The 21,383-nt window shown below is 69.8% G+C and carries 22 protein-coding genes and 2 pseudogenes; 9 read left to right on the top strand and 15 right to left on the bottom strand.

Annotated elements, in window-relative coordinates; translation table 11 throughout:
- Positions 1-65 precede the first annotated feature (65 nt).
- The 5 genes from GA0115233_RS24505 to GA0115233_RS24525 form a co-directional block, all read right to left on the bottom strand.
- Positions 66-971, bottom strand: a complete 906-nt coding sequence (locus GA0115233_RS24505; RefSeq protein ID WP_176711927.1) for an SCO1860 family LAETG-anchored protein — start codon at positions 969-971, stop codon at positions 66-68.
- Between the two features lie 151 nt (positions 972-1,122).
- Complete coding sequence (locus tag GA0115233_RS24510; RefSeq protein ID WP_093722451.1) at positions 1,123-2,214, bottom strand: amidohydrolase family protein; 1,092 nt, start codon at positions 2,212-2,214, stop codon at positions 1,123-1,125.
- Between the two features lie 21 nt (positions 2,215-2,235).
- Positions 2,236-3,030 (bottom strand): amino acid ABC transporter ATP-binding protein, encoded by a 795-nt coding sequence (locus GA0115233_RS24515; protein WP_093722452.1) that lies wholly within the window; start codon positions 3,028-3,030, stop codon positions 2,236-2,238.
- Positions 3,027-3,869 carry an amino acid ABC transporter permease gene (locus tag GA0115233_RS24520; RefSeq protein ID WP_093722453.1) on the bottom strand — a complete coding sequence of 281 codons (843 nt, stop codon included), beginning with the start codon at positions 3,867-3,869 and terminating at the stop codon, positions 3,027-3,029. The genes GA0115233_RS24515 and GA0115233_RS24520 overlap by 4 nt, the downstream gene beginning before the upstream one ends.
- A 4-nt stretch (positions 3,870-3,873) precedes the next feature.
- Complete coding sequence (locus tag GA0115233_RS24525; protein WP_093722454.1) at positions 3,874-4,725, bottom strand: transporter substrate-binding domain-containing protein; 852 nt, start codon at positions 4,723-4,725, stop codon at positions 3,874-3,876.
- Between the two features lie 202 nt (positions 4,726-4,927).
- Here GA0115233_RS24525 and GA0115233_RS24530 point away from each other — a divergent pair, with 202 nt between their 5' ends.
- On the top strand, positions 4,928-5,989 hold the full coding sequence (locus GA0115233_RS24530; protein WP_093722455.1) for a pyridoxal-phosphate-dependent aminotransferase family protein: 1,062 nt from the start codon (positions 4,928-4,930) through the stop codon (positions 5,987-5,989).
- A gap of 33 nt (positions 5,990-6,022) precedes the next feature.
- Here GA0115233_RS24530 and GA0115233_RS24535 read toward each other — a convergent pair whose 3' ends face one another.
- The 4 genes from GA0115233_RS24535 to GA0115233_RS24550 are packed head-to-tail and all read right to left on the bottom strand — an operon-like array spanning position 6,023 to position 9,059.
- Complete coding sequence (locus GA0115233_RS24535) at positions 6,023-6,643, bottom strand: hypothetical protein (RefSeq protein ID WP_141689563.1); 621 nt, start codon at positions 6,641-6,643, stop codon at positions 6,023-6,025.
- 13 nt (positions 6,644-6,656) lie between these two features.
- Complete coding sequence (locus GA0115233_RS24540; RefSeq protein ID WP_141689564.1) at positions 6,657-7,310, bottom strand: hypothetical protein; 654 nt, start codon at positions 7,308-7,310, stop codon at positions 6,657-6,659.
- A gap of 12 nt (positions 7,311-7,322) precedes the next feature.
- On the bottom strand, positions 7,323-8,729 hold the full coding sequence (locus tag GA0115233_RS24545) for a hypothetical protein (RefSeq protein WP_141689565.1): 1,407 nt from the start codon (positions 8,727-8,729) through the stop codon (positions 7,323-7,325).
- A 3-nt stretch (positions 8,730-8,732) separates the two neighbouring features.
- The gene (locus GA0115233_RS24550) at positions 8,733-9,059 is read right to left on the bottom strand and encodes a hypothetical protein (protein ID WP_141689566.1); all 327 of its coding nucleotides are present in this window, start codon (positions 9,057-9,059) and stop codon (positions 8,733-8,735) included.
- Between the two features lie 181 nt (positions 9,060-9,240).
- On the opposite strand from GA0115233_RS24550, the gene GA0115233_RS24555 reads away from it, so the two are divergent.
- From GA0115233_RS24555 to thpD, 5 genes are all read left to right on the top strand, one after another.
- Positions 9,241-9,777, top strand: coding sequence for a DinB family protein (locus tag GA0115233_RS24555; protein ID WP_093722460.1), 537 nt, complete (start codon positions 9,241-9,243; stop codon positions 9,775-9,777).
- Between the two features lie 293 nt (positions 9,778-10,070).
- Positions 10,071-10,577, top strand: a complete 507-nt coding sequence (gene ectA / locus GA0115233_RS24560) for a diaminobutyrate acetyltransferase (RefSeq protein ID WP_093722461.1) — start codon at positions 10,071-10,073, stop codon at positions 10,575-10,577.
- 27 nt (positions 10,578-10,604) lie between these two features.
- Entirely contained in the window at positions 10,605-11,876 is a 1,272-nt protein-coding gene (gene ectB, locus GA0115233_RS24565; RefSeq protein ID WP_093722462.1) for a diaminobutyrate--2-oxoglutarate transaminase, read from the top strand.
- 19 nt (positions 11,877-11,895) lie between these two features.
- Positions 11,896-12,300: an ectoine synthase gene (locus GA0115233_RS24570; protein WP_093722463.1), complete on the top strand. Its 405-nt coding sequence runs from the start codon at positions 11,896-11,898 to the stop codon at positions 12,298-12,300.
- Positions 12,301-12,306: 6 nt separating this feature from the next.
- Positions 12,307-13,191: an ectoine hydroxylase gene (gene thpD, locus GA0115233_RS24575; protein WP_093722464.1), complete on the top strand. Its 885-nt coding sequence runs from the start codon at positions 12,307-12,309 to the stop codon at positions 13,189-13,191.
- A gap of 3 nt (positions 13,192-13,194) precedes the next feature.
- On the opposite strand, the gene GA0115233_RS24580 is transcribed toward thpD, so the two are convergent.
- The 6 genes and pseudogenes from GA0115233_RS24580 to GA0115233_RS24605 all read right to left on the bottom strand — a co-directional run bounded on the left by GA0115233_RS24580 (position 13,195) and on the right by GA0115233_RS24605 (position 19,051).
- On the bottom strand, positions 13,195-14,196 hold the full coding sequence (locus tag GA0115233_RS24580; protein WP_093722465.1) for a maleylpyruvate isomerase family mycothiol-dependent enzyme: 1,002 nt from the start codon (positions 14,194-14,196) through the stop codon (positions 13,195-13,197).
- Between the two features lie 40 nt (positions 14,197-14,236).
- Positions 14,237-14,842 (bottom strand): RNA polymerase sigma factor, encoded by a 606-nt coding sequence (locus tag GA0115233_RS24585; protein WP_093722466.1) that lies wholly within the window; start codon positions 14,840-14,842, stop codon positions 14,237-14,239.
- Positions 14,843-14,882: 40 nt separating this feature from the next.
- Complete coding sequence (locus GA0115233_RS24590; RefSeq protein WP_093722467.1) at positions 14,883-15,935, bottom strand: aminotransferase class V-fold PLP-dependent enzyme; 1,053 nt, start codon at positions 15,933-15,935, stop codon at positions 14,883-14,885.
- Positions 15,936-16,068: 133 nt separating this feature from the next.
- Positions 16,069-16,815, bottom strand: a pseudogene (locus GA0115233_RS24595) (DsbA family oxidoreductase); the annotation flags it as partial.
- 93 nt (positions 16,816-16,908) lie between these two features.
- Entirely contained in the window at positions 16,909-17,517 is a 609-nt protein-coding gene (locus GA0115233_RS24600) for a DUF1349 domain-containing protein (RefSeq protein WP_093722469.1), read from the bottom strand.
- Positions 17,518-17,521: 4 nt separating this feature from the next.
- On the bottom strand, positions 17,522-19,051 hold the full coding sequence (locus GA0115233_RS24605) for an aldehyde dehydrogenase (NADP(+)) (RefSeq protein WP_093722470.1): 1,530 nt from the start codon (positions 19,049-19,051) through the stop codon (positions 17,522-17,524).
- Positions 19,052-19,180: 129 nt separating this feature from the next.
- Between GA0115233_RS24605 and GA0115233_RS24610 the strand changes: the two genes are divergently transcribed.
- From GA0115233_RS24610 to GA0115233_RS24620, 3 genes and pseudogenes are all read left to right on the top strand, one after another.
- Positions 19,181-19,954, top strand: coding sequence for an IclR family transcriptional regulator (locus GA0115233_RS24610; protein WP_093722471.1), 774 nt, complete (start codon positions 19,181-19,183; stop codon positions 19,952-19,954).
- 87 nt (positions 19,955-20,041) lie between these two features.
- Positions 20,042-20,920, top strand: a complete 879-nt coding sequence (locus tag GA0115233_RS24615) for a hypothetical protein (RefSeq protein WP_093722472.1) — start codon at positions 20,042-20,044, stop codon at positions 20,918-20,920.
- Positions 20,917-21,383: pseudogene (locus GA0115233_RS24620) on the top strand (histidine kinase); the annotation flags it as partial. The gene GA0115233_RS24615 and the pseudogene GA0115233_RS24620, both read left to right, overlap by 4 nt.

Below are 21,383 nucleotides of genomic sequence, written 5' to 3' on the forward strand. Positions count from 1 at the left end.
GGCACCGGTGCCCGCCTCGGTCGGCGGTGGGTGGAGTCACCGCCGACCGTGAGGCGCGGCTCCGCTCAGCCCTTGCCGCGGCGGGCCATGGCCACCGCTCCCCCGCCTGCCACGAGCAGCACGGCCGCGCCGCCCGCGAGGTACGGGGTCAGGGAGCTGCCGCCGGTCTCGGCGAGGCCCGCCTCCTGGACGGGTTCGCTGCTGCCCTGGGGTTCGACCGCGGGGGCGGGCTCGGCCTCCGTGACCACCTCGGGCGGAGCCTCGCAGGTCGCCTTCGCCAGGGTGACGGTGCCGGTCACCTCGGCCACGTTCAGCTTCAACGGGTTGACCGAGACGGTCAGTTCGAGGGCGGTGGCCGCCGCCGTACGGCTCGTGGTCTCCGTCTTGGACAGGTCCAGGCGGACCTCGCCGACGCCGGGCACCTTGACGTCGGTCGGGCCGCCCGCCGTGACGGTGACCTTCTTGCCGAGGACCGTCACCGGGCCGACCAGGTCGGAGTTGGCGGTCGGGGCCTTGCCCGCCTCGCAGGTCGCCTTGGAGGTCACCGCCTCCAGTTCGATCAGGGACAGCAGGGGCAGGCCCGGGACGTGGACCTTGGCGTGCGTCAGGTTGGTGCTGCCCTCGGCCTTGGTGTCGGTCACCGTCGCCTGCGCCTTCGCGACCTCGGCGCCCAGCACGGTGAACGGCTTGCCGCCGTCCACACCGTCCAACTGGGCCGTCAGCGCGGTCTTCTCGGCGCTCTGCGGTGCCTGGACCTCGTTGAGGGAGACCGCGAGCGGCGCGTTCACGGTCTTGTTGAGCAGGGAGACGTCGAGCCCGGTGCGCAGCACCACGGCGCTCGCGCGGCCCTGCTCGCCGGTCGCGTGCGCGGCGCCCGCTCCGGCCAGTGCCGCTGGTCCGGCGGCGAGGGCCGTGGCCGCCGCGACGGTCGCGAAACGGCGTGCGGGCAGGCGGAAGTTGTTGCCGTTCAAGGTGGGGACCCCCAGAGAGAGTGCTCGGGACCCCGTAAGAATGTCGCGCGAACAGGGGGCCGTCAGCGAACTGACGAGGGTTCACTCCAACGTGACTCTTCCGTGCAGGTCTTCGAATCCCTGGGCACGCACGTTCTCCACAGTCACCCGGTCAACTCATGACACGGCCGTTCAGTACGACCCTGCGCGGCGCCGCCAGCACGCGTACGTCGGCCCTCGGGTCCGTCTCGTAGACCACCAGGTCCGCCGGCGCGCCCTCGTCGAGTCCGGGGCGCCCGAGCCAGCGCCGTGCGCCCCATGTGGTGGCCGAGAGCGCCTGGTCGGCCGGGAGTCCGGCGGTGACGAGTTCCTCGACCTCGGCGGCGACCAGGCCGTGCGGGAGGGAGCCGCCCGCGTCGGTGCCGACGAAGACGGGGATGCCGGCGTCGTAGGCGTTGCGGACGGTGTCGTAGCGGCGTTCGTACAGCCGCCGCATGTGCGCCGACCAGCGCGGGAACTTCTCCTCGCCGCCCTTGGCGAGCTTGGGGAAGGTGGCGATGTTGACCAGGGTGGGCACGATGGCGACGCCGCGCTCGGCGAAGAGCGGGATCAGGTCGTCGGTGAGGCCGGTGGCGTGCTCGATGCAGTCGATGCCCGCCTCCACCAGGTCGCGGAGGGAGTTCTCGGCGAAGCAGTGCGCGGTGACCCGGGCGCCCAGGCGGTGGGCCTCGGCGATGGCGGCCTCGACCTCGGCGCGCGGCCAGCTCGGGGCGAGGTCGCCGAGGTCGCGGTCGATCCAGTCGCCGACCAGCTTCACCCAGCCGTCGCCGCGGCGGGCCTCCTGGGCGACGTAGGTGACGAGGGCGTCCGGCTCGATCTCGTGGGCGTAGCCGCGGATGTAGCGGCGGGTGCGGGCGATGTGCCGGCCCGCGCGGATGATCTTCGGCAGGTCGTCGCGGTCGTCCACCCAGCGGGTGTCGGAGGGCGAGCCCGCGTCGCGGATGAGCAGGGTGCCCGCCTCGCGGTCGGTGAGTGCCTGCTTCTCGGCCGTGTCCCGGTCGACGGGCCCGTGGGCGCCGAGCCCGACGTGGCAGTGCGCGTCGACCAGGCCGGGCAGGGCCCAGCCCTCGACGGTACGGACGTCCTGGGCGGCCGTGGGCCGGTCGTAGGTGATCCGGCCGCCGACGACCCACAGCTCGTCCCGGACGTCGTCGGGTCCGGCCAGGACCCTGCCCCTCACGTGCAGCACCGCGCGATCGCTCATGCACGGCACCTTAGCCAGCCGTCAGCCGGACTTCCCCACCTGGTCGCCGGTCCCCTCCTCCACCTCGGCCATCGCGGGGTCGAGGAGCCGGGAGAGGAAGTGGCGGGTGCGCTCGTGGCCGGGGTTGCCGATGACCTGCTCCGGAGTGCCGTCCTCCACGATGACACCGCCGTCCATGAAGACGACCCGGTCGGCGACCTCGCGGGCGAAGGTCATCTCGTGGGTGACGACCATCATCGTCATGCCCTCGTCGGCCAGCATCCGCATGACCGCGAGGACGTCCCCGACCAGCTCGGGGTCGAGGGCGGAGGTCGGCTCGTCGAAGAGCATCACCTCCGGTCCCATGGCGAGCGCTCGGGCGATGGCCACGCGCTGCTGCTGGCCGCCGGAGAGGGAGGCGGGGTAGGCGGAGGCCTTCTCGGCGAGGCCGACCCGCTCCAGGTTCTCGGCGGCCACCTTCGCCGCCTCGGCCTTGCCCCGCTTGAGGACCCGGCGCTGCGGCAGGGTGAGGTTCTCGGTCACCGTCAGGTGCGGGAAGAGGTTGAACTGCTGGAACACCATGCCGATCCGGCGGCGTACGGCGTCGATGTCGACGTCCGGGTCGGTCAGTTCCGTACCGCCGACGAAGACCTGGCCCTTGGTGGGCTCCTCCAGCAGGTTCACACAGCGCAGCAGGGTCGACTTGCCGGAGCCGGAGGGGCCGATGACGCAGACCACCTCGCCCTGCCGGATCTCCAGGTCGATGCCCTTGAGGACCTCGTTGGCGCCGAAGGACTTGTGCAGGTCCTTGACGTGGATCTCGGGTCGGGACGTCACTTCACGGCCTCCTGGGCCTTGGACTCCATACGGCGCACGACGAAGCCGAGCGGGATCGTCACCAGCAGGTAGCACAGGCCGGCGACGAGGATCGGCGTGGAGTTGGCGGTGGTGCTGGCCAGGTCACGGCCGTACTTGGACAGTTCGCGCTCCTCCAGGGTGACACCGAGGAAGAGGACCAGCGAGGAGTCCTTGAAGAGCAGGACGAGTTCGTTGGTCAGCGGCGGGAGGATGATCCGGAACGCCTGCGGGATGATGATCGACACCATCGCGCGGGCGGGCGAGAATCCCAGCGAGCGGGCCGCCTCCATCTGCCCCTTGGGTACGGCCTGGATACCCGCGCGGATGGTCTCGGCCATGTACGCGGCGGCCACCAGACCGAGCGCGAGGGCGACCTTTCCGTACGTGCCGCCCGGGATCTCGACGCCGGGGAACGCCAGCGGGATGGCCACGCCGATGAAGATGAAGATCAGCAGGGCGGGCAGGCCCCGGAAGATCTCGATGTAGATCCCGGCGAACCAGCGGTACGGCCCCACGGAGGACAGCCGCATCAGCGCGATCACCATGCCGAGGACCAGTCCGAAGACAAAGCCGGACAGGGTGTAGAGCACGGTGTTCTTCAGCGCGAGCGTGATGATGTCCGGGAACATCTGCTCGGCGATGTCCGGCTGCGCGAACTGGTTCTGCAGCCGGCCCCAGTCGGCCGTGACCGCGAGCGCGATCACGGCCGCGACGAAGACCGTGTACTGGATGCCGCGGGACAGCTTGCGCTTCTGGCGCCGGGTCAGTCCCTTCTTCTTCGGCTGGACCGGCTCGATCGGTACGTCGGTGTCGGCCATGGGGTCAGGATGCCGACGCGGACGGCGAGGCGGCGGACTCGTCGTACGGGCCGATCCACTTCTCGTAGATCTCCTTGTAGGTGCCGTCCGCCTTGGCCTCGGCGAGCGCCTTGTTGATGGCGGCGAGGAGCTTGGCGTTGCCCTTCTTCACCGTGAAGCCGTACTGCTCACCGGTGTTGATCTGCTCGGCGACCACGAAGGCGTCGGCGTTGGCCTTGTCCTTCAGCCAGCCCTGGACGACCGGGTAGTCGATGACGACGGCGTCGACCTGGCCGGTGCGCAGTCCGTTGAGGACGGCGTCGGAGGACTCGAAGGAGACCGGGTCCAGGCCCTGGCTCTTGGCGTAGTCCTCACCGGTGGTCTGCGCCTGGGCGCCGACCTTCTTGCCCTTCAGGTCGGCGAAGGACGTGATCCCGGCGTCCTTGTCGGCCAGCACGGCCTGCGTGGCCTCGAAGTACGGGTCGGAGAAGTCGACGTTCTTCTTGCGCTCCTCGGTGATGGTCATACCGGCGGCGGCGAGATCGCACTCGCCGGAGTTGAGGAACGCGCCGGTCTTGAAGTTCTCGAAGGGGGTGTCGAGGATCTCCTGCTTGACCCCCAGGTCCTCGGCGACCAGGTCGACGAGAGCCACGTCGAAGCCCTGCACCTTGCCGTCGATCTCCGACTGGAAGGGCGGGTAGGGCAGGTGGGTGCAGGTGGTGAGCTGCCCCGCCTTGACGAGTTCGACGCCGCCGGCGGCGGTCTTGGAGCCACTGCCTCCGTCGTCGTCCGAGGAACAGCCGGCCACGAACACCAGCCCGGCCGTCGCGGTGGTTGCGGCCAGAATGCGGGTCCGGCGCCCGAGGGTCGTCTTCACGGAGGAGCCTCCTGTGGGGGAACAGTGCGTTCCGATTATAAGGAGAAGTTTGAGTCTCTCAAATCAAACCGATGGTTGGAGCGGCGTTTGGCCTAAGAACTCGCAAGCGGAAGGGTGCGGCGAGCGACAGTCGGAGGGGGCGTGGGCGGGGACTACGCTCGATCCCGTCGTCGATCGCAGGCCGAGCAGAGAGAGCACCGCCGTGACCCACCCCTTCCTGGACCTCGCCCCCCTGAGCGCGGAGCGGTTCGCGTCGATCGAGGAGCGGGTGGCCCGGCTGCTGGCGACCGAGCAGGACGTCGTGATCATGCAGGGAGAGGCGCTGCTGCCGCTGGAGGGCGCGATCCGCGGGACGGCGGGCCCCGGCACCACCGCCCTGAACGTGATCACCGGCCCCTACGGCCAGACCTTCGGCGACTGGCTGCGGGACTGCGGCGCCGAGGTGATCGACCTGCCGGTGCCCTTCCACACGGCGGTCACGGCCGCACAGATCGTCGACGCCCTCGCCGAGCACCCGGAGATCGACTTCGTCTCCCTGGTCCACGCGGAGGCGGCGACCGGCAACACGAACCCGGTGGCGGAGATCGGTGAGGTGGTACGCCGGCACGGGGCGCTGTTCTACCTGGACGCGGTCGCCTCGATCGGCGCGGAGCCGGTGCTGCCGGACGCGTGGGGCGTGGACCTGTGCGTCATCGGCGCCCAGAAGGCGATGGGCGGCCCGGCGGGAGTGTCGGCGGTGTCGGTGAGCGAGCGGGCATGGGCCCGCATGGCAGCCAACCCGAGGGCGCCGCGCCGCTCGTACCTCTCCCTCCTCGACTGGAAGGAACGCTGGATCGACGCGGGCCGCCGCGCCCTGCTCCACGCCCCGGCCCAACTGGAGATGCTCGCCCTGGAGGCCTGCCTGGCCCGCATCGAGGAGGAGGGCCTGGACTCGGTCATGACCCGCCATGCCTCGGCCGCGGCGGCGACCCGGGCGGGAGCGGTCGCCCTGGGCGGCGGCCTGGAACCGTACGTGCACAAGGCGACGGAGGCAGCACCGGTCGCGACGACCCTGCGCACCCCGTCGGGCGTCGACGCCTCGGCGCTGGTGGCCAAGGCCCTGAGCCTGAACCCCGAGCTGCCCCTCGCGGCGGGCGGGGGCGCACTGGCCGGCGAGATGATCCGCGTGAACCACTACGGCCCGGCTGCCCGGTTGGACGTGGTGGAGTCCTGCCTGGCCGCCCTTGGCGCGGCGCTCGGGGAGTTCGGGGTGCGGGGGCGGTAGTCCGCGCACCCGGCGGCGGGTCGGTGGACGCCGTCACGACCAGTGCAACGTATTGGCCACCGTGTCGAACAGTCGAACCATCTGGTCCGCCAGCGGATCCAACGGAGTTGAGAAGTTCAGCATCAGCCAGCGCTTCGTTGCCGGGATGGGCACGTAGTAGGTGACGTTTGTAGTGGGAAGGGTGTTGCCCATCTGCGCCTCGGGCACGGCAGCGTCGCGACGTCGCACACGGACGGCTGTGCCCGCCACCTCCAACCGGGTTACCCCTACCTCCTCGCCGTCTCCGTTACTTCGCTCGGTTCGCCCGGCGAGGTGTTCCGCCAGTTCGCCCGCATCCGAGACCGGAGGGCAGTCGTCGGGCGCCGGCACGCTGATGAGCAGCGAGGACGCCAAGGGCACGGGGCCGGCGGTGAGCAGGGAGAGGTAGAGCTCCGTACCGCCGGACGCGTATGCGTTCTTCGCCTTCTTCTGAAGGTCGCGCATGAACTCTTGCTTGAGGTGCGGTGCGTTGTCGATTCCACGGAATTGCAGGTCGGCCAGCGCGACGATGCACCGGTCCCGCTCCTCGGGCTGGAGCGAGATCTGAAACCAGCCGTCGGGGACGATGAGGTTGTAGTCGACCGGCGGAGACGAAAATTCGTCAGCGGTTTTCACAAGCGCACCCATCTCAACTGTTCGGCTTGATCTCGTCACCGTTGGCGTCCACCGGGACTCGCCTCATCGTGGCAACAAGTTCGTCGGTCAGCGCGGTCAGTTCGTCGGTGTGAGCCATGCTCCACCATCCGACATGGACAACGACGAGATGATCCGCACCCGGCGGAAAAACTGCATAATCAATGAACTCGCTCAACTTGCGACCAAAGCCCAGCTTCCTCTTCTTCTGCACCATGGCCTGGACGCGGACAGCAGAACCGAATTCCAAGTCCAGGTACTTGACATCCGGCTCACCGGCAATATCCCCATCCACCCAGCCCAAGATGTACGGTACCGTCTCAGCAGGCGTCGGCAGGGGCTTGTCGTCGTCCTCAACAAATGCATCAAGCCGGAAATTAGCGAGACAATTTCCACTCGCAGTATAGTAGGCAGACGCGAGGAGAGGCTCATCAATATTCAGGTGGAGCGCTCGACGCGCCAGGTCGCGGAGCAGATCGCGCTCACTTACGGCGAGCTCCAACGGGTTGAACTGCTTCTTGATTGACTCAGCCAGAATCAGAGCCTCTGTCTCGACCCTGTCCGTCAGGGTCAATTCAAACCAGCCTGGCTGAAATTCGAACCGGTACTCACAATCTCGCATCATTCCACCCGATTCGCGAGTGCCCACCGCTATCTCCTCTCAATCCAGGAGTGGGTTGAGGTTACCGTCCAAGGCCATGCCTACCGATGTCACTCCAGTACCCACTACGGATGCCACAGTCGCCTTCATGGAAATTTCGTTAACGGCACCGTAGCTGTCCAGCCCGTGGGCGGCAAATTTGATGTCCTTCAAGTCAGATGCAATACCTGGGTCTGCCACGGAGACCGACCGCCCGACCCCGAGGGCAATATTTCCATCCCCTCGAACGACCATCCTGTTCCACGCGGCTCCATAGTTGCCGCTCCTAGGGTCCAGAACCTTGAGATTCTCACCCCACGCCTTCGAGAAAGGTTCGGTGAAGACCTCCTTGACAGACTTCCATCCATCTCCGGGCTCCAGCTTGAATGTCCTCAGCCTACTGGCCAGAACCCCCTCGGACTCGTCTGCTCGCCGAGCAAACTTGTTCAGCTTCTTTCCAGCGCGAGCCACTTGTTTCGACGTTCTTGCCGAACCAGCCTTGTTCATCACCCGAAGGGCTTCCTGGGCGTACCGTCCGGCAACCTTGGCAAACGCCTTACCCACGCCCATGACAGCGAGGCCCAGAATTGAGAACGCCAGGTCCTTCAGTCCCTTGTCGCCTCTGATTACCTGGATGACAGTACAGACTGTGCTCACCAGTGTGAAAAACGTCGACACCGCGCCCAGAACTCCGGCAAGCGCTTGACCAATGATCGGAATCCACCCGACAGCAAGCGCGGCGACGCCGAAATAGGTGGCAAGTAGCTCTGCTTTTTCGCCAACCCAATCAACCCAGTCGTCGAACTTGTCCCAAAAATCATCCTTCAGCGAGTCCTTGATGCCGGCGATGCTCTTAAGTGCCTCACCAGCCGCAGTTGCCGCGTTATTGCGAATCTCAATGGCCTGGGCGAGCTTGGCTCGGGCGGCGTCGATCTCGTCTCCGGCCTGGTCCCGCTGCTCCTCCAGCTTCTTCTTGTCTGCCTTGTCCTTCTCCGAGAGGCCGTCGAGGCTCCGCTGGGCGGCCCCCTTCCGGTCCTCCGCGTCCTTCGCCTCCCGCAGAGCCGCGTCGGCGATCTCCTGCGCTCGGTTCAGGTCCGACGCATAGTTCGTGGGCTTCGCGCAAACCTTGTCCTGATGACTGCCGGCGATCTCGGTCACCTTGTCGCCGAGGGCGTCCGCCGCGCTGTCGTAGCGGGTCAGCGCGGCCTCAAGCTTCTTGACGTTGCCGGTCGCCTTCTCGCGGAACTCCTTGCCCGCCTTGCTGTCCCAGGCGTCGACGTCGGCGACTGCCTTGAGGTTGCGGATCTGCCGCTCCAACTCCTCGGCAGTGGCTCTCAGCTGTCGGCCGAGCGCGGCAACTCGGTCGGGATCACCGGGGATCGGGTCGCTGTCCGCGAGCGGGTGCCAATCGCGAGGTCGGGGTGACACGCCCTACTTCCCCTTCTTCTTCGACTTGGGATCCTGTGCATTCCGGATCGCCTCGGCCAGCGCGTGATCGATGTCCTCGTACGTCTTCGCCGCGGTCTTGGCCATCTTGGCGAGCGCCGCGACCTCTTCGGTGAGCTTCTCCCGGTTGATTTCCCAACTGCCCGCGAAATCCTCGAACTTGTCGGCGACGTCCCGGTCGCCGAAGTCCTCCCCGTACTTGCCACCGAGCTTCTCAAGCCCCTCAAAGGCCTTCTTCACCCGGGCAAGCCCGTTACCCATCTCTCTGATCACGTCGAGATCAGCCCGAGTGCGGTCACCTTCACCGGACATACGGCCCCCGTATGCGTGTCCATCGATGCGTCAAGATCGTCCACCAATGGGCCAGCAGCTTACGTGTGCGCCTCGGGATGTCACATCCCGGGCCCCCTGCGCGAGTGAGCAAGTCTTGGTCAAGTGACCTGAAATGGATGTCAGTTCACTGCCGCGTCGCCGGGTCCGGCATGGTGGATCCATGACTGCTGATGACCAGATCCCCGCCATCCTCCCCGACGGACGAGTCGCCCCTCCCCGGCTTGGGGACGAACGGGGCATGCTCGAAGGGTGGTTGGACTTTCATCGGGGCACCCTTGAGGTCAAGTGCGCCGGGCTGGACGACGCGCAGGTGCGGGAAGCCTCCGCGGAACCGTCCGCGCTCACGCTGCTGGGGCTTGTGCAGCACATGGCCGAGGTTGAACGGAACTGGTTCCGGCGGGCGTTCGGGGACGTCGGGGCGGAGACCGTGTTCGAGGACGAGACCGGGTACACGCTCACCGACGGGCGAGGGCTCAAGGAGGCGCTCGCCGTGTGGCGGCGGGAGATCGGGCTCGGGCAGGCCGTGTGCGGCGGGCGGGCGCTCGACGCGGTCGGGCACATCCCCGGGGGCGGGCCCTTCGGTGGGGCCGAGGTCAGTCTGCGGTGGGTGTATCTGCACATGATCGAGGAGTACGCGCGCCACAACGGGCACGCCGACATCCTGCGTGAGCGCATCGACGGCACGACCGGCAGCTGAATTCACACTCCACGACAATTCTTGAATTCTTTATCGGAGCAGCTCCCCGTTGTCTTCTGCCCGGTTTCCGCGAGCGTAAACGCAGAGATTTTGTGAGCCTCGAAGCGGGTCCAATTCGGGCGCGATTCGTCGAGATTACACGACTGTGACGCGTTCAACATCGCGTCCGGTTTGCGCCAATCGCACGGTGCATATCGGGACAGTACGACCTCGCGCGGATAACACATCCGCCCAGCTCGCGTAACCCCTCCCCGCCATGCAATTTTGAATTCTGCTCGGTAAGTTCAATTCGCATGACTGCCGCACAAGCAGACCTGCAAATCGACCGGCCGACGGTGGCCGACGGCGCCGCGCTGTGGCGTATCGCCAAGGACTCCAGGACGCTCGATCTGAACTCGTCCTACAGCTATCTGCTGTGGTGCCGGGACTTCGCCGGCACCTCGGCCGTCGCCCGCGACGAGGACGGGCGGCCGGTCGGCTTCGTCACCGGGTACATCCGGCCCGCCCGCCCGCGGACCCTGCTGGTCTGGCAGGTCGCGGTGGACGACGCCCACCGTGGCCGCGGCGTCGCCGCCGCGCTGCTGGACGGGCTCGTCGCACGGGTCGCCGGCGCGTACGGCGTCACCGGCGTGGAGACCACCATCACGCCCGGAAACACCGCCTCCGAGCGGCTGTTCACCTCCTTCGCCGAGCGGCACGGCGCCGCTCTGGAGCGCGAGGTGCTGTTCGAGGCGGGCCTGTTCCCCGACGGGCCGCACGACTCGGAAGTCCTGTACCGCATCGGTCCCCTCTCCCACTGACCTCCCCACAACGAGGAGCGATTCGTCGTGACCATCACCCAGCCCGACCTCAGCGTCTTCCAGACCCTGGAGTCCGAGGTACGCAGCTACTGCCGCGGCTGGCCCACCGTCTTCGACCGTGCGCGGGGCAGCCGCATGTACGACGAGGACGGCCACGAGTACCTGGACTTCTTCGCCGGGGCCGGCTCACTGAACTACGGGCACAACAACCCCGTCCTGAAACGGGCGTTGATCGACTACCTGGAGCGGGACGGCGTCACGCACGGGCTCGACATGTCGACCGGCGCCAAGCGGGCGTTCCTGCAGACCTTCCAGGACCTGGTGCTTCGGCCGCGGGATCTGCCGTACAAGGTCATGTTCCCGGGGCCGACGGGCACGAATGCCGTCGAGTCCGCGCTGAAGCTGGCGCGGAAGGTGAAGGGGCGCGAGGCCATCGTGTCCTTCACCAATGCCTTCCACGGGATGTCGCTGGGGTCCCTCGCCGTCACCGGTAACGCCTTCAAGCGGGCCGGGGCGGGGATCCCGCTGGTGCACGGCACGCCCATGCCGTTCGACAACTACTTCGACGGCACCGTCCCGGACTTCCTGTGGTTCGAGCGGCTGCTGGAGGACCAGGGGTCCGGGCTGAACAAGCCCGCCGCGGTGATCGTGGAGACCGTGCAGGGCGAGGGCGGCATCAACGTCGCCCGGCCCGAATGGCTGCGCGCGCTCAAGGAGTTGTGCGAGCGGCAGGACATGCTGCTGATCGTCGACGACATCCAGATGGGCTGCGGCCGTACCGGCGCCTTCTTCTCCTTCGAGGAGGCGGGCATCACGCCGGACATCGTCACCGTGTCCAAGTCCATCAGCGGCTACGGACTGCCCATGTCCCTGTGTCTGTTCCGGCCGGAGCTGGACATCTGGGAGCCGGGCGAGCACAACGGCACGTTCCGCGGCAACAACCCCGCCTTCGTCACCGCGACCGCCGCGCTGCAGACGTACTGGGCCGACGGCAGCGCGATGGAGAAGCAGACCCGGGCCCGCGGGGAGCAGGTCGAGCAGGCGCTGATCTCCATCACGGAGGAGAACCTCGCCGATGTGAAGGAGTACCGGGGCCGCGGGCTGGTGTGGGGGCTGGAGTTCCACGCCAAGGACCGGGCCGACCGGATCGCGCGGCGCGCCTTCGAACTCGGGCTGCTGATCGAGACGTCCGGCCCCGAGAGCGAGGTCGTGAAGCTGCTGCCCGCGCTGACCATCACCCCCGAGGAACTCGACGCGGGCCTGAGCGTGCTCGCCCGTGCCGTCCGAGAAACCATCTGATCAGGAGGCGTCCGAAACTGTGATCGTCCGTTCGTTCAAGGACATCGAAGGCACCGACCGGCATGTGAAGGCGGCGTCCGGCACCTGGGAGAGCAAACGCATCGTCCTCGCCAAGGAGCGGGTCGGGTTCTCCCTGCACGAGACGATTCTGTACGCGGGTACGGAGACGTCGATGTGGTACGCGAACCACATCGAGGCGGTCGTCTGTGTCGAGGGCGAGGCCGAACTGACCGATCACGAGTCCGGGCTGACCCACACGATCACGCCCGGGACCATGTACCTGCTGGACGGCCACGAGAGGCACACGCTGCGGGTGAAGCAGGACTTCCGCTGCATCTGTGTCTTCAACCCGCCGGTGACCGGCCGCGAGGACCACGACGAGAACGGCGTGTATCCGCTGCTCACCGAACCCGAGGAGGTGTGACGCATCATGACGATGACCGATCTGTACCCCAGCCGAGGCGCCACCGAGGTGACGCTCCCGCGCCAGGACCCGGTGGTGTGGTCCGCGCCCGGCACGCCGGGCCCGATCTCCGGCCCGGAGCTCCAGGCCTACGAGCGTGACGGCTTCCTGCCTGTCGAGCAGCTGATCAACGACGACGAAGTCGCCGTGTACCGTCGCGAGTTGGAGCGGCTGGTCACCGACCCGGAGATCCGCGCCGACGAACGCTCGATCATCGAGCCGAAGTCCAAGGAGATCCGCTCGGTGTTCGAAGTGCACCGGATCAGCGAGGTGTTCGCGAACCTGGTGCGCGACGAGCGGGTCGTCGGGCGCGCCCGGCAGCTCCTCGGCTCGGACGTGTACGTCCACCAGTCCCGGATCAACGTCAAGCCCGGGTTCGGCGCCAGCGGCTTCTACTGGCACTCCGACTTCGAGACCTGGCACGCCGAGGACGGCCTGCCCAACATGCGCACGGTGTCCGTCTCGATCGCGCTGACCGAGAACTACGACACCAACGGCGGGCTCATGATCATGCCGGGCTCGCACAGGACGTTCCTGGGCTGCGCGGGCGCCACCCCGAAGGACAACTACAAGAAGTCCCTCCAGATGCAGGACGCGGGCACCCCGTCCGACGAGGCCCTCACCAGGATGGCCTCCGAGCACGGCATCCGCCTGTTCACCGGCAGGGCGGGCTCGGCGACCTGGTTCGACTGCAACTGCATGCACGGCTCGGGCGACAACATCACCCCGTTCCCGCGCAGCAATGTCTTCATCGTCTTCAACAGCGTGGAGAACAAGGCGGTCGAGCCGTTCGCGGCCCCGGTCCGCCGCCCGGAGTTCATCGGGGCGCGGGACTTCACCCCGGTCCGGTAGCCCCTACAGCCACGCCAGTGACGCGGCCGCCTCCAGTACGTTCCGGACGGCGGCCGCGTCGCCCGTGGCGCCGCGCGGGACCTCCTCGGGGGCCGTTCGGCCGCCCATGAGGAGGCAGAAGTCGACCGGGTCCAGGGTGAGTTCGGCGGCGACGGGCTCGGCCGACGAGCCCAGGACCCACTCCTCGCCGTCGGTGACGGAGAAGAGGACCGGGGTCGCTTCGGGGCCCAGGGCGAGGCCCAGCACCCGGACCGCCAGGCGGACCAGCTGGTCCAGGTGGGGCTCGGGGGGCGGTGGGACCACCAGGCCCAGGGCGCGGCCGATGTCGTCCGTGTGGATCCAGGTCTCGAAGGCCCGGACCGCGAAGTGGTCGGCGACCGGGAGACGCAGGCCCATCAACAGCTCGGCGCGCGCGGCCAGTTCGGGGTCGCGGGCCTCGGGGGTGGCCAGCAGCGCGTCCGCCTGCCCGGCCCAGGACGCGACGGTCTCCCCGGGGGTACGGGCGTGCTCGTGGGCGATCACGTCGGCGGTGCGCCGGGCCCAGGCCTCCTCCCAGCGCATGTCCTGCGGGAGCACGGTCTCCGGGACCCGCGCGGGGATGCCGAGGCGGCCGGCCAGTGCCTCGTCGGCGGCCAGCAGGTGGGCGACGGTCGCGTGGACGTCCCAGTCGTGGACGACCGGCGTGGCCCAGCGGCCCTCCGCCTCGGGCAGCAGGGCCCGTAGCGCCTGGACGGCGGCGGCGTAGCAGGCGGCGTGGGCGGCGGTGCGGGGCGCGGTGGGGCGGCGGGCCAGCAGGGCGGGTGGAAGTCCGGTGGCGGGGCGGGCGGGCAGTCCGCCGATGGGCGGGCCGTCCAGCAGCCGTACCGTCTCGCGCAGCCGTTCCGCCTCCGCCGCGCAGCTCTCGCAGCCCGCCAGATGCGGCCGGACCCGGTCGGCGTCGGCCGCGTCCAGGGCGCCGAAGGCCCAGGCGGCCAGCAGTTCGCGTACGTCCTCGTGCTCGGTCACCGAACGCCTCCTTCCCGTGGAGCACGGACCCCTATTGCCATCATGCGCCTCTTGCCCGCGCGGGGTCGGGTGGGTCGGCCAGCGTTTCGGCCAGCGAGCGCAGCGCGGTGCGCAGCCTGGACTTGGCGGTGCCCTCGGGAATGCCCAGCTCAACGGCGGCCTGCCGGTAGGTGCGGCCCGCGAAATAGGCGAGGTGGACCACCTCTCGCTGCGGTTCGGGAAGTTCGGCGAGCGCGCTGTGCAGCAGCAGGCTGCGCTCCCGGTCCACGACCGTCTCGTCCGGTCCGGGTCCGGGTTCCGGGACCGTGCGCAGGGCGTCGTCGTCGGCGTGGGCGTGCTTGCGGTGCCGGGCCTCGCCGCGCACCCAGTCCACGGCCCTCCGGTGGGCGAGCAGGGACAGCCAGGTGCGCAGCGTGCCGCGGCCCGGGTCGTAGGCGTACGGCCTGCTCCACAGCTGGGCGAAGACCTCCTGTGCCACGTCCTCGGCGGCGCCCGGGGTACGGGTCACCCGTACCGCGATCCGGCGCACCAGCGGCAGGTACGCCGCGTACACCTCGGCCAGCGCGGACTCGTCGCCGTACACCAGCCGCCGGTGCAGCTCCTCGTCGGCGGCCGGGTTCGACGGCACCTCGCCCGTGGACTCCACTCCCCTTTCCTAGCGTCCCGGCCGGGGCCGCGCCAGTGGTTCAGGACGACAGGACGTCCAGCAGCCGGTCCACGTCGGCGGCCGTGTTGTACAGGTGGAACGCGGCACGCAGGTTGCCCGCGCGGTTGGACACCTCGATGCCCGCCTCGCTCAGCTCGGGCTGGCGGTGGCCGAGGCCGGGGACGGAGACGATGGCCGAGCCCGGGGACGGGACCGGGGTGTGGCCGAGGGAGGCCAGGCCGGTGCGGAAGCGGTCGGCGAGGCCCACGTCGTGGGCGTGGATCGCGTCGATGCCCAGCTCCTCGACGAGGGAGAGCGAGGCGCGCAGGCCCGCGTACGTGAACAGGGCGGGGCTGACGTCGAACCGCCGTACGGAGTGGGCGAGTTCCTGGACCGGGCCGTAGCAGCTGTCCCAGGGGACCTCGCCCGCGACCCAGCCCGCCAGCAGCGGGGTCAGCTCGCCGAAGTCCTCGGGCGCGACGAAGAAGGTGTTGCCGTGCGGCCCCAGGACCCACTTGAAGCCGACGGCGGCGACGAAGTCGTGGGCGCCGGCGTCCAGCGGCAGCCAGCCCACCGACTGGGAGGCGTCGACGTAGATACGGGCCCCGTGGGCGCGGGCCGCCTCGCGCACCGCCGCCAGATCCGCGAGCCGCCCGTCGGCGGACTGCACGGCGCTGACCGCGACCAGCGCGGTCTCCGGGCGCACCGACTCGGCGAGCCGCTCCAGCGGCACGGCCCGCACCTTCAGGTCGCCGCGCATGTGGAAGGGGTTGACCAGGGAGGCGAAGTCGGCCTCGGCAGTGAGGACTTCGGCTCCTGCGGGCAGTGCGGCGGCGATCAGCGCGCCGTACTCGGCGACCGAGGTGCCGAGCGCGACCCGCTCGGTGGGCACCCCGGCGATCCGGGCGAAGGCGGCCCGGACCGTCTCCACGTCGTCGTAGAGGGACCCGAGCGGCCGTCCCTCGGCCCGCATCCGGACGGCGGCCTGTACGGCGTCGACGGTGCGGGCCGGCAGGAGGCCGTTGCTCGCGGTGTTGAGGTAGGTGTTCCCCGGGGCGAACTCGGCACGGACGAGGCTCTCGAAGGTCTCCATGGGACCACTCTGGAGGCCCGGGAACTCCCCGTCCATTGCGAATTTTTACGTGGTTTCGCTAAGCAGTCCTTATGGATCCGCGCCGACCTGCGACTTTGCCGGTCCCGAGGGAGCCCGCCCCGACCTGCGGCTTTCAGTGCTGCGGCACCGCGCACCCGTCGGGGCCGCACGCCTCGCCCTCGCCCTCGCCCTCGGCCCGGTCGATGAGCGTGAGCGGGGAGCGCTCGTCCCATGCCGTGGTGAGGACCTGCGTGAACACGTCGGTGGGCTGGGCGCCGGAGACGCCGTACTTGCGGTCGACGACGAAGAACGGCACACCGTTCGCGCCGAGCTGCGCCGCCTCGCGCTCGTCGGCGCGGACGTCGTCGGCGTAGGCGGTGGGGTCGGCGAGCACCGCGCGGGCGGCGTTCTCGTCCAGGCCCGCGCCGACGGCGAGCTTCACCAGCCGCTCGTCGTCGCCGAAGACGGACTCCTCCTCGGCGAAGTTCGCCTCGTACAGCGCCTGGACGAGTTCGCCCTGGCGGCCGTGCTCCTTGGCGAAGTGCAGCAGCCGGTGCATGTCGAAGGTGTTTCCGTGGTCGCGGCCCCGGGTGCGGTAGGTGAGGCCCTCGGCGGCGGCCTGGGCGCCGACGTTGTCCTCTGCGGCCTGGGCCTGCGCCTCGCTCATGCCGTACTTCTTGGCGAGCATCGCGATCACCGGGGCGGTGTCGTCCTTGGCCCGCCCCGGGTCCAGCTCGAAGGAGCGGTGCACGACCTCGACCCGCTCCTGGTGCGGGAAGGCCGCGAGCGCCTTCTCGAAGCGGGCCTTGCCCACGTAGCACCAGGGGCAGGCGATGTCGCTCCAGATCTCGACGCGCATATCTCTCTCGGCTCTCCCACTCGAACGTCCATGCGGAGACCCCCTCCGCGAAGTAGGTGAACATTCAAGCGGCGGGGTTCATTCCCGAGCCCCTACGAGCCGTCCCCCAGCCCCCTACGAGCCGTCCCGCAGCTCGCTCGGCCAGCTGTCCCGGAACTCCAGGTGGTCGTAGGTCACGACACACCCCTCGCCGAGCGGTGACTGCGCCATGAAGCCGACCAGCGCCGCGCCCGTCGCCTTCTCGTCAGCGAGGGTGAACAGCCGGACGAAGGTCCACCGCTTGCCGTCCCGGGAGGCGTGGAAGGCGAACGCCCGCCCGGTGCGGCTGACCCGCAGCCACACCGAACTTCCCTCGACGGTGAAGGAGTTGGCGTCGTCGGAGTGGCCCCGGGTGACCACCGTGCAGACGGTGGGCACGTCCGGGGAGTACTCCAGGCACAGCTTCGCCCAGGCCCGTTCCGCCACGTGCACATAGAGCGCGCCGGCGTCGAAGGACCCGGCGAAGCCGACGGTGACCCGGGCGATGAGCTGGAAGTCGCCCTCGGGCGAGCCGAGCAGCCGGGGCGCGTCGGCGGCCGGGTCCAGGGCCTCGCCGGTGGGCGGCACGAACCGGTCCTGCCGGGGTCCCGCCCATCCGGTGAGCACGCCGTCCTCGTAGGACCAGTGGCCGTCGGGGCCGTAGGTGCGCAGGAGGAAGGGCAGCTCGGGGAGTTCCAGGTCCATCCGGTCAGCGTTCCAGACGGCCGTTGAACCTGCGCGGAAGTCCGAGCGGATTGTCGTCCCTCAGTTCCGGCGGCAGCAGCGCCTCGGGGGCGCCCTGGTAGACCACGGGCCGCAGCCAGCGCTCGATGGCGGTGCCGCCGACGGAGGTGGAGGTGGAGGTGGTCGCCGGGTACGGGCCGCCGTGGTGCTGGGCGGGGGCGACGGCGACACCGGTCGGCCAGCCGTTGACCAGCACGCGTCCGGCCAGCGGGGTCAGCTCGGCGAGCAGCTCGGGGCCGCGCCCCTGGCCCGCGGCCTCCTCGGTGGACAGGTGGACGGTCGCGGTGAGGTTGCCGGGCAGCCGGGAGAGCACCGCCTTGGCCTCGGCCTCGTCCTCGTAGCGGGCGACGACGGTGACGGGGCCGAAGCACTCCTCCAGCAGCAGGTCGTAGGTGCCCTCCTGGGCCAGCTTCCCGGCCGGCACGGTCAGGAAGCCCGCGCTCACCGTGTGCTCGCCGCCCGCGCCCGGGGTGACCGGGGAGTCGACCTCGGGCAGTTCGGCGCGCTCGGCGACTCCGGCGAGGAAGTTGTCCCGCATCCGGTGGTCGAGCAGGACCCCGGGGTCGGTGTCGCTGACGGCGTCGGTGAGGGACTTCACCAGGCGGTCCCCGGAGGCCCCGGCGGGCGCCAGCACCAGGCCGGGCTTCACACAGAACTGTCCGACGCCGAGGGTCATGGAGCCCGCGAGTCCGGCGCCGATGGCCTCGGCGCGCTCGGCGGCGGCGGCCTCGGTGATCAGTACCGGGTTCAGGGAGCCCAGCTCGCCGTGGAAGGGGATCGGGACGGGCCGGGCCGCCGCCGCGTCGAACAGGGCCCGCCCGCCGCGTACCGAGCCAGTGAAGCCGGCCGCGGAGACCAGCGGGTGCTCGATGAGGGCGATGCCCGCCTCGAAGCCGTGGACCAGGCCAACGACACCGGCCGGGACGCCGTGCGCCTTGGCGGCGGTGCGCAGCACCTTGGCGACCAGTTCGGACAGGGCCGGGTGGTCGGGGTGGGCCTTGACGACGACCGGGCAGCCCGCGGCGAGCGCGCTCGCGGTGTCGCCGCCCGCGACGGAGAAGGCGAAGGGGAAGTTGGAGGCCGAGTAGACGGCGACCACGCCGAGCGGCACCTTGTAGCGGCGCAGGTCGGGAATGGGCGGGGTGGCGGTGTCGTCGGGGTGGTTGATGACGACGTCGAGGAAGGCGCCCTCGTCGACGATGTCCGCGAAGGCGCGCAGCTGGTAGCAGGTGCGGGCGAGTTCCCCGGTCAGCCGGACCGGCCCGAGGGCGGTCTCGGCGTCGGCGGCCTCGACGAGCTGGTCCTTGGCGGCCTCCAGCCGCTCGGCCGCGGTGCGCAGGAAGGCGGCCCGGACGGCGCGGTCGGTGAGGGCGCCGCGTGCCTGGTCGGCGGCGCGGACGGCGGCGTCCACCTCCTGGGCTGTGGCCTCCACCGCAACCTGTTCGCGCTGCTTCCCGGTTCGGGGGTCGACACTCCAGACTGGTGCTGCTGCCACCGCGGGTCCCTCCACATGTATTGCGCGGTACGGGGTCATTCACCAGGGTTGTTCGATATACTGAACGCTGTCTTTCATGGTGAATACGCTGGTGAGACTATTTCCCGTCGAACGAAGGGGTCAAGCGCGATGTCGGCAGGCGAGACGGGGGGCGGCGCGCAGGTCAAGTCCGCGGTACGGACGGTCGAACTGCTCGAATACTTCGCCGGCCGCCCCGGTATGCACTCCCTCGCCGCGGTCCAGGAGGCCGTCGGCTACCCCAAGTCCAGCCTGTACATGCTGCTGCGCACGCTGGTGGAGCTGGGCTGGGTGGAGACCGACGCGACCGGCACCCGGTACGGCATCGGGGTGCGGGCGCTGCTGGTCGGCACCTCCTACATCGACGGCGACGAGGTGGTGGCGGCGGCCCGTCCCACGCTGGACCGGCTGTCGGACGACACCACCGAGACCATCCACCTGGCCCGGCTCGACGGCACCAACGTGGTCTACCTGGCCACCCGCCAGTCCCAGCACTACCTGCGCCCCTTCACCCGGGTCGGCCGCCGGCTGCCCGCGCACTCGACGTCCCTCGGCAAGGCGCTGCTGAGCACGTACACCGACGAGCAGGTCCGCAAGCTGCTCCCGGAGACGCTTCCGGCGCTGACCGAGAACACCATCACCGACCGCGAGAAGCTGATCGAGGAGCTGCACCAGGTCCGCGAGCAGGGCTTCGCCGTGGACCGTGAGGAGAACACGCTGGGCCTGCGCTGCTTCGGCGTGGCGATCCCGTACCGCACCCCGGCCCGTGACGCGATCAGCTGCTCGATCCCGGTGGCGCGGCTGACCCCGGCGCACGAACAGCTCGTGAAGGACGCCCTGTTCGACGCACGGGACCGGCTGACGCTGGCCACGCGCCGTCTCTGAGGGCGATCTTCCTCTCCCCCGTGCGGCGGAGGGGGATCGTCGGCGGGCGGGACGTGCCGGGGGCGGTCCGCGCGAGAGCGTGGGGGCATGTCCTCGCCACTCCTCACCCGTTCGCGGGTGCCGCTGCGCGCCGTCGCGATCCTCTCCTGTCTGCCGTATCTCGGGCTGAAGACCGCCTGGCTGACGGGGAGCGACATCGGCATCCCCGAGGGGAGCGTGCTGCTGGAGCACCGGGGCGCGGTGGCCGTCGCCAACGGCGTCACGCTGCTGATGGACGCCTGCGTCATCGTGCTCGCGCTGCTGCTGACCCGGCCGTGGGGGCTGCGGGTTCCCGCCTGGCTGCTGGTCGGGCCGGTGTGGGTCGCCACGGGGCTGCTCTCGCCGATCATGGCGGGGTTCCCGCTCCAGCTCCTGCTGGGCTCCGGCGAGGACAGCGGCTCCGAACCGTTCCTGCACGACTGGGTGTTCGGCGTGGTGTACGGCGGCTTCATCGTGCAGGGGCTGGCGCTCGGCGCGCTGTTCGTGCTGTACACGCGGGAGCGCTGGGGCCGGGTGTGGCAGGGCCGGATGTGGGAGGTGCCGGGCGCCTGCTTCGGCACCTGGCCGCGCACAGCCACTCTGTTCGCCGCCGCGGCCTCGGTGGTTCCCCTCGTCGTACACCTGCGCTCCGCCTGCGACGGTGAGTGGCTGCGCGCCCTGGACGTCCTCTTCCTCCTCGCGGGCGTGGCCGGTGCCGTGGTGCTCGCCTTCCGGCGGGTGCCGGTGCTGCCCGTGCGGGTGCCGCTGGCGCTGGCCTGGCTCGGGTCGGGTGCGGCGGCCTGCTGGGGGGCGTGGCTGACGGTGGCTTCGGTCGTCACCACCGATGACGCCACGGTGTCGCTGTACCTCGCCTACGCTGGCCAGATGATCACCGGAAGTCTGGTGGCCGCCGCAGGGGTTCACTTCCTCGGGCGGCGGTCCGCGTGAGACAAGCCGTCCGGTTCCTGTTCGGGCGGGCGACGCGCCGGCGCTGGATCCATCTGATCCTCGGCGGCGCGCTCGCCATGCCGTACGTCCTCGTCGGCCAGGTGATCGTCGGACCGGCCCTGGACGCCCGGTACGTCTTCTACGACATCCGCGCCCAGCTCCTGTCGTTCGCGGTGGGGCTGCCGCTCGCCGCGCTCACCGCGGCGCTGTTCCCGCTGACCCGCTCGCTGGAGGCCGGGGCGGTACGGGCGCTGTGCGGGGTGGCGGCGGACCGGCTCGCCTACGACCCCGCGCGCGGCCGGACGGCGCGGGGGCGTACGGCGGCCTGGTTCACCCTGCATCTCGGGCTGGGCGGGATCATCGCGGGGATGACGCTGGCGGTGCCGCCGTTCGCGGTCGTGCTGATCCTGCTGCCCGTGGTCGCGCTGTTCGGGCCGCATCTGCTCGGCGGCCCGGACGACCC

The sequence above is a fragment of the Streptomyces sp. DI166 genome (genome assembly GCF_900091315.1).
Classification (GTDB): domain Bacteria; phylum Actinomycetota; class Actinomycetes; order Streptomycetales; family Streptomycetaceae; genus Streptomyces; species Streptomyces fuscus.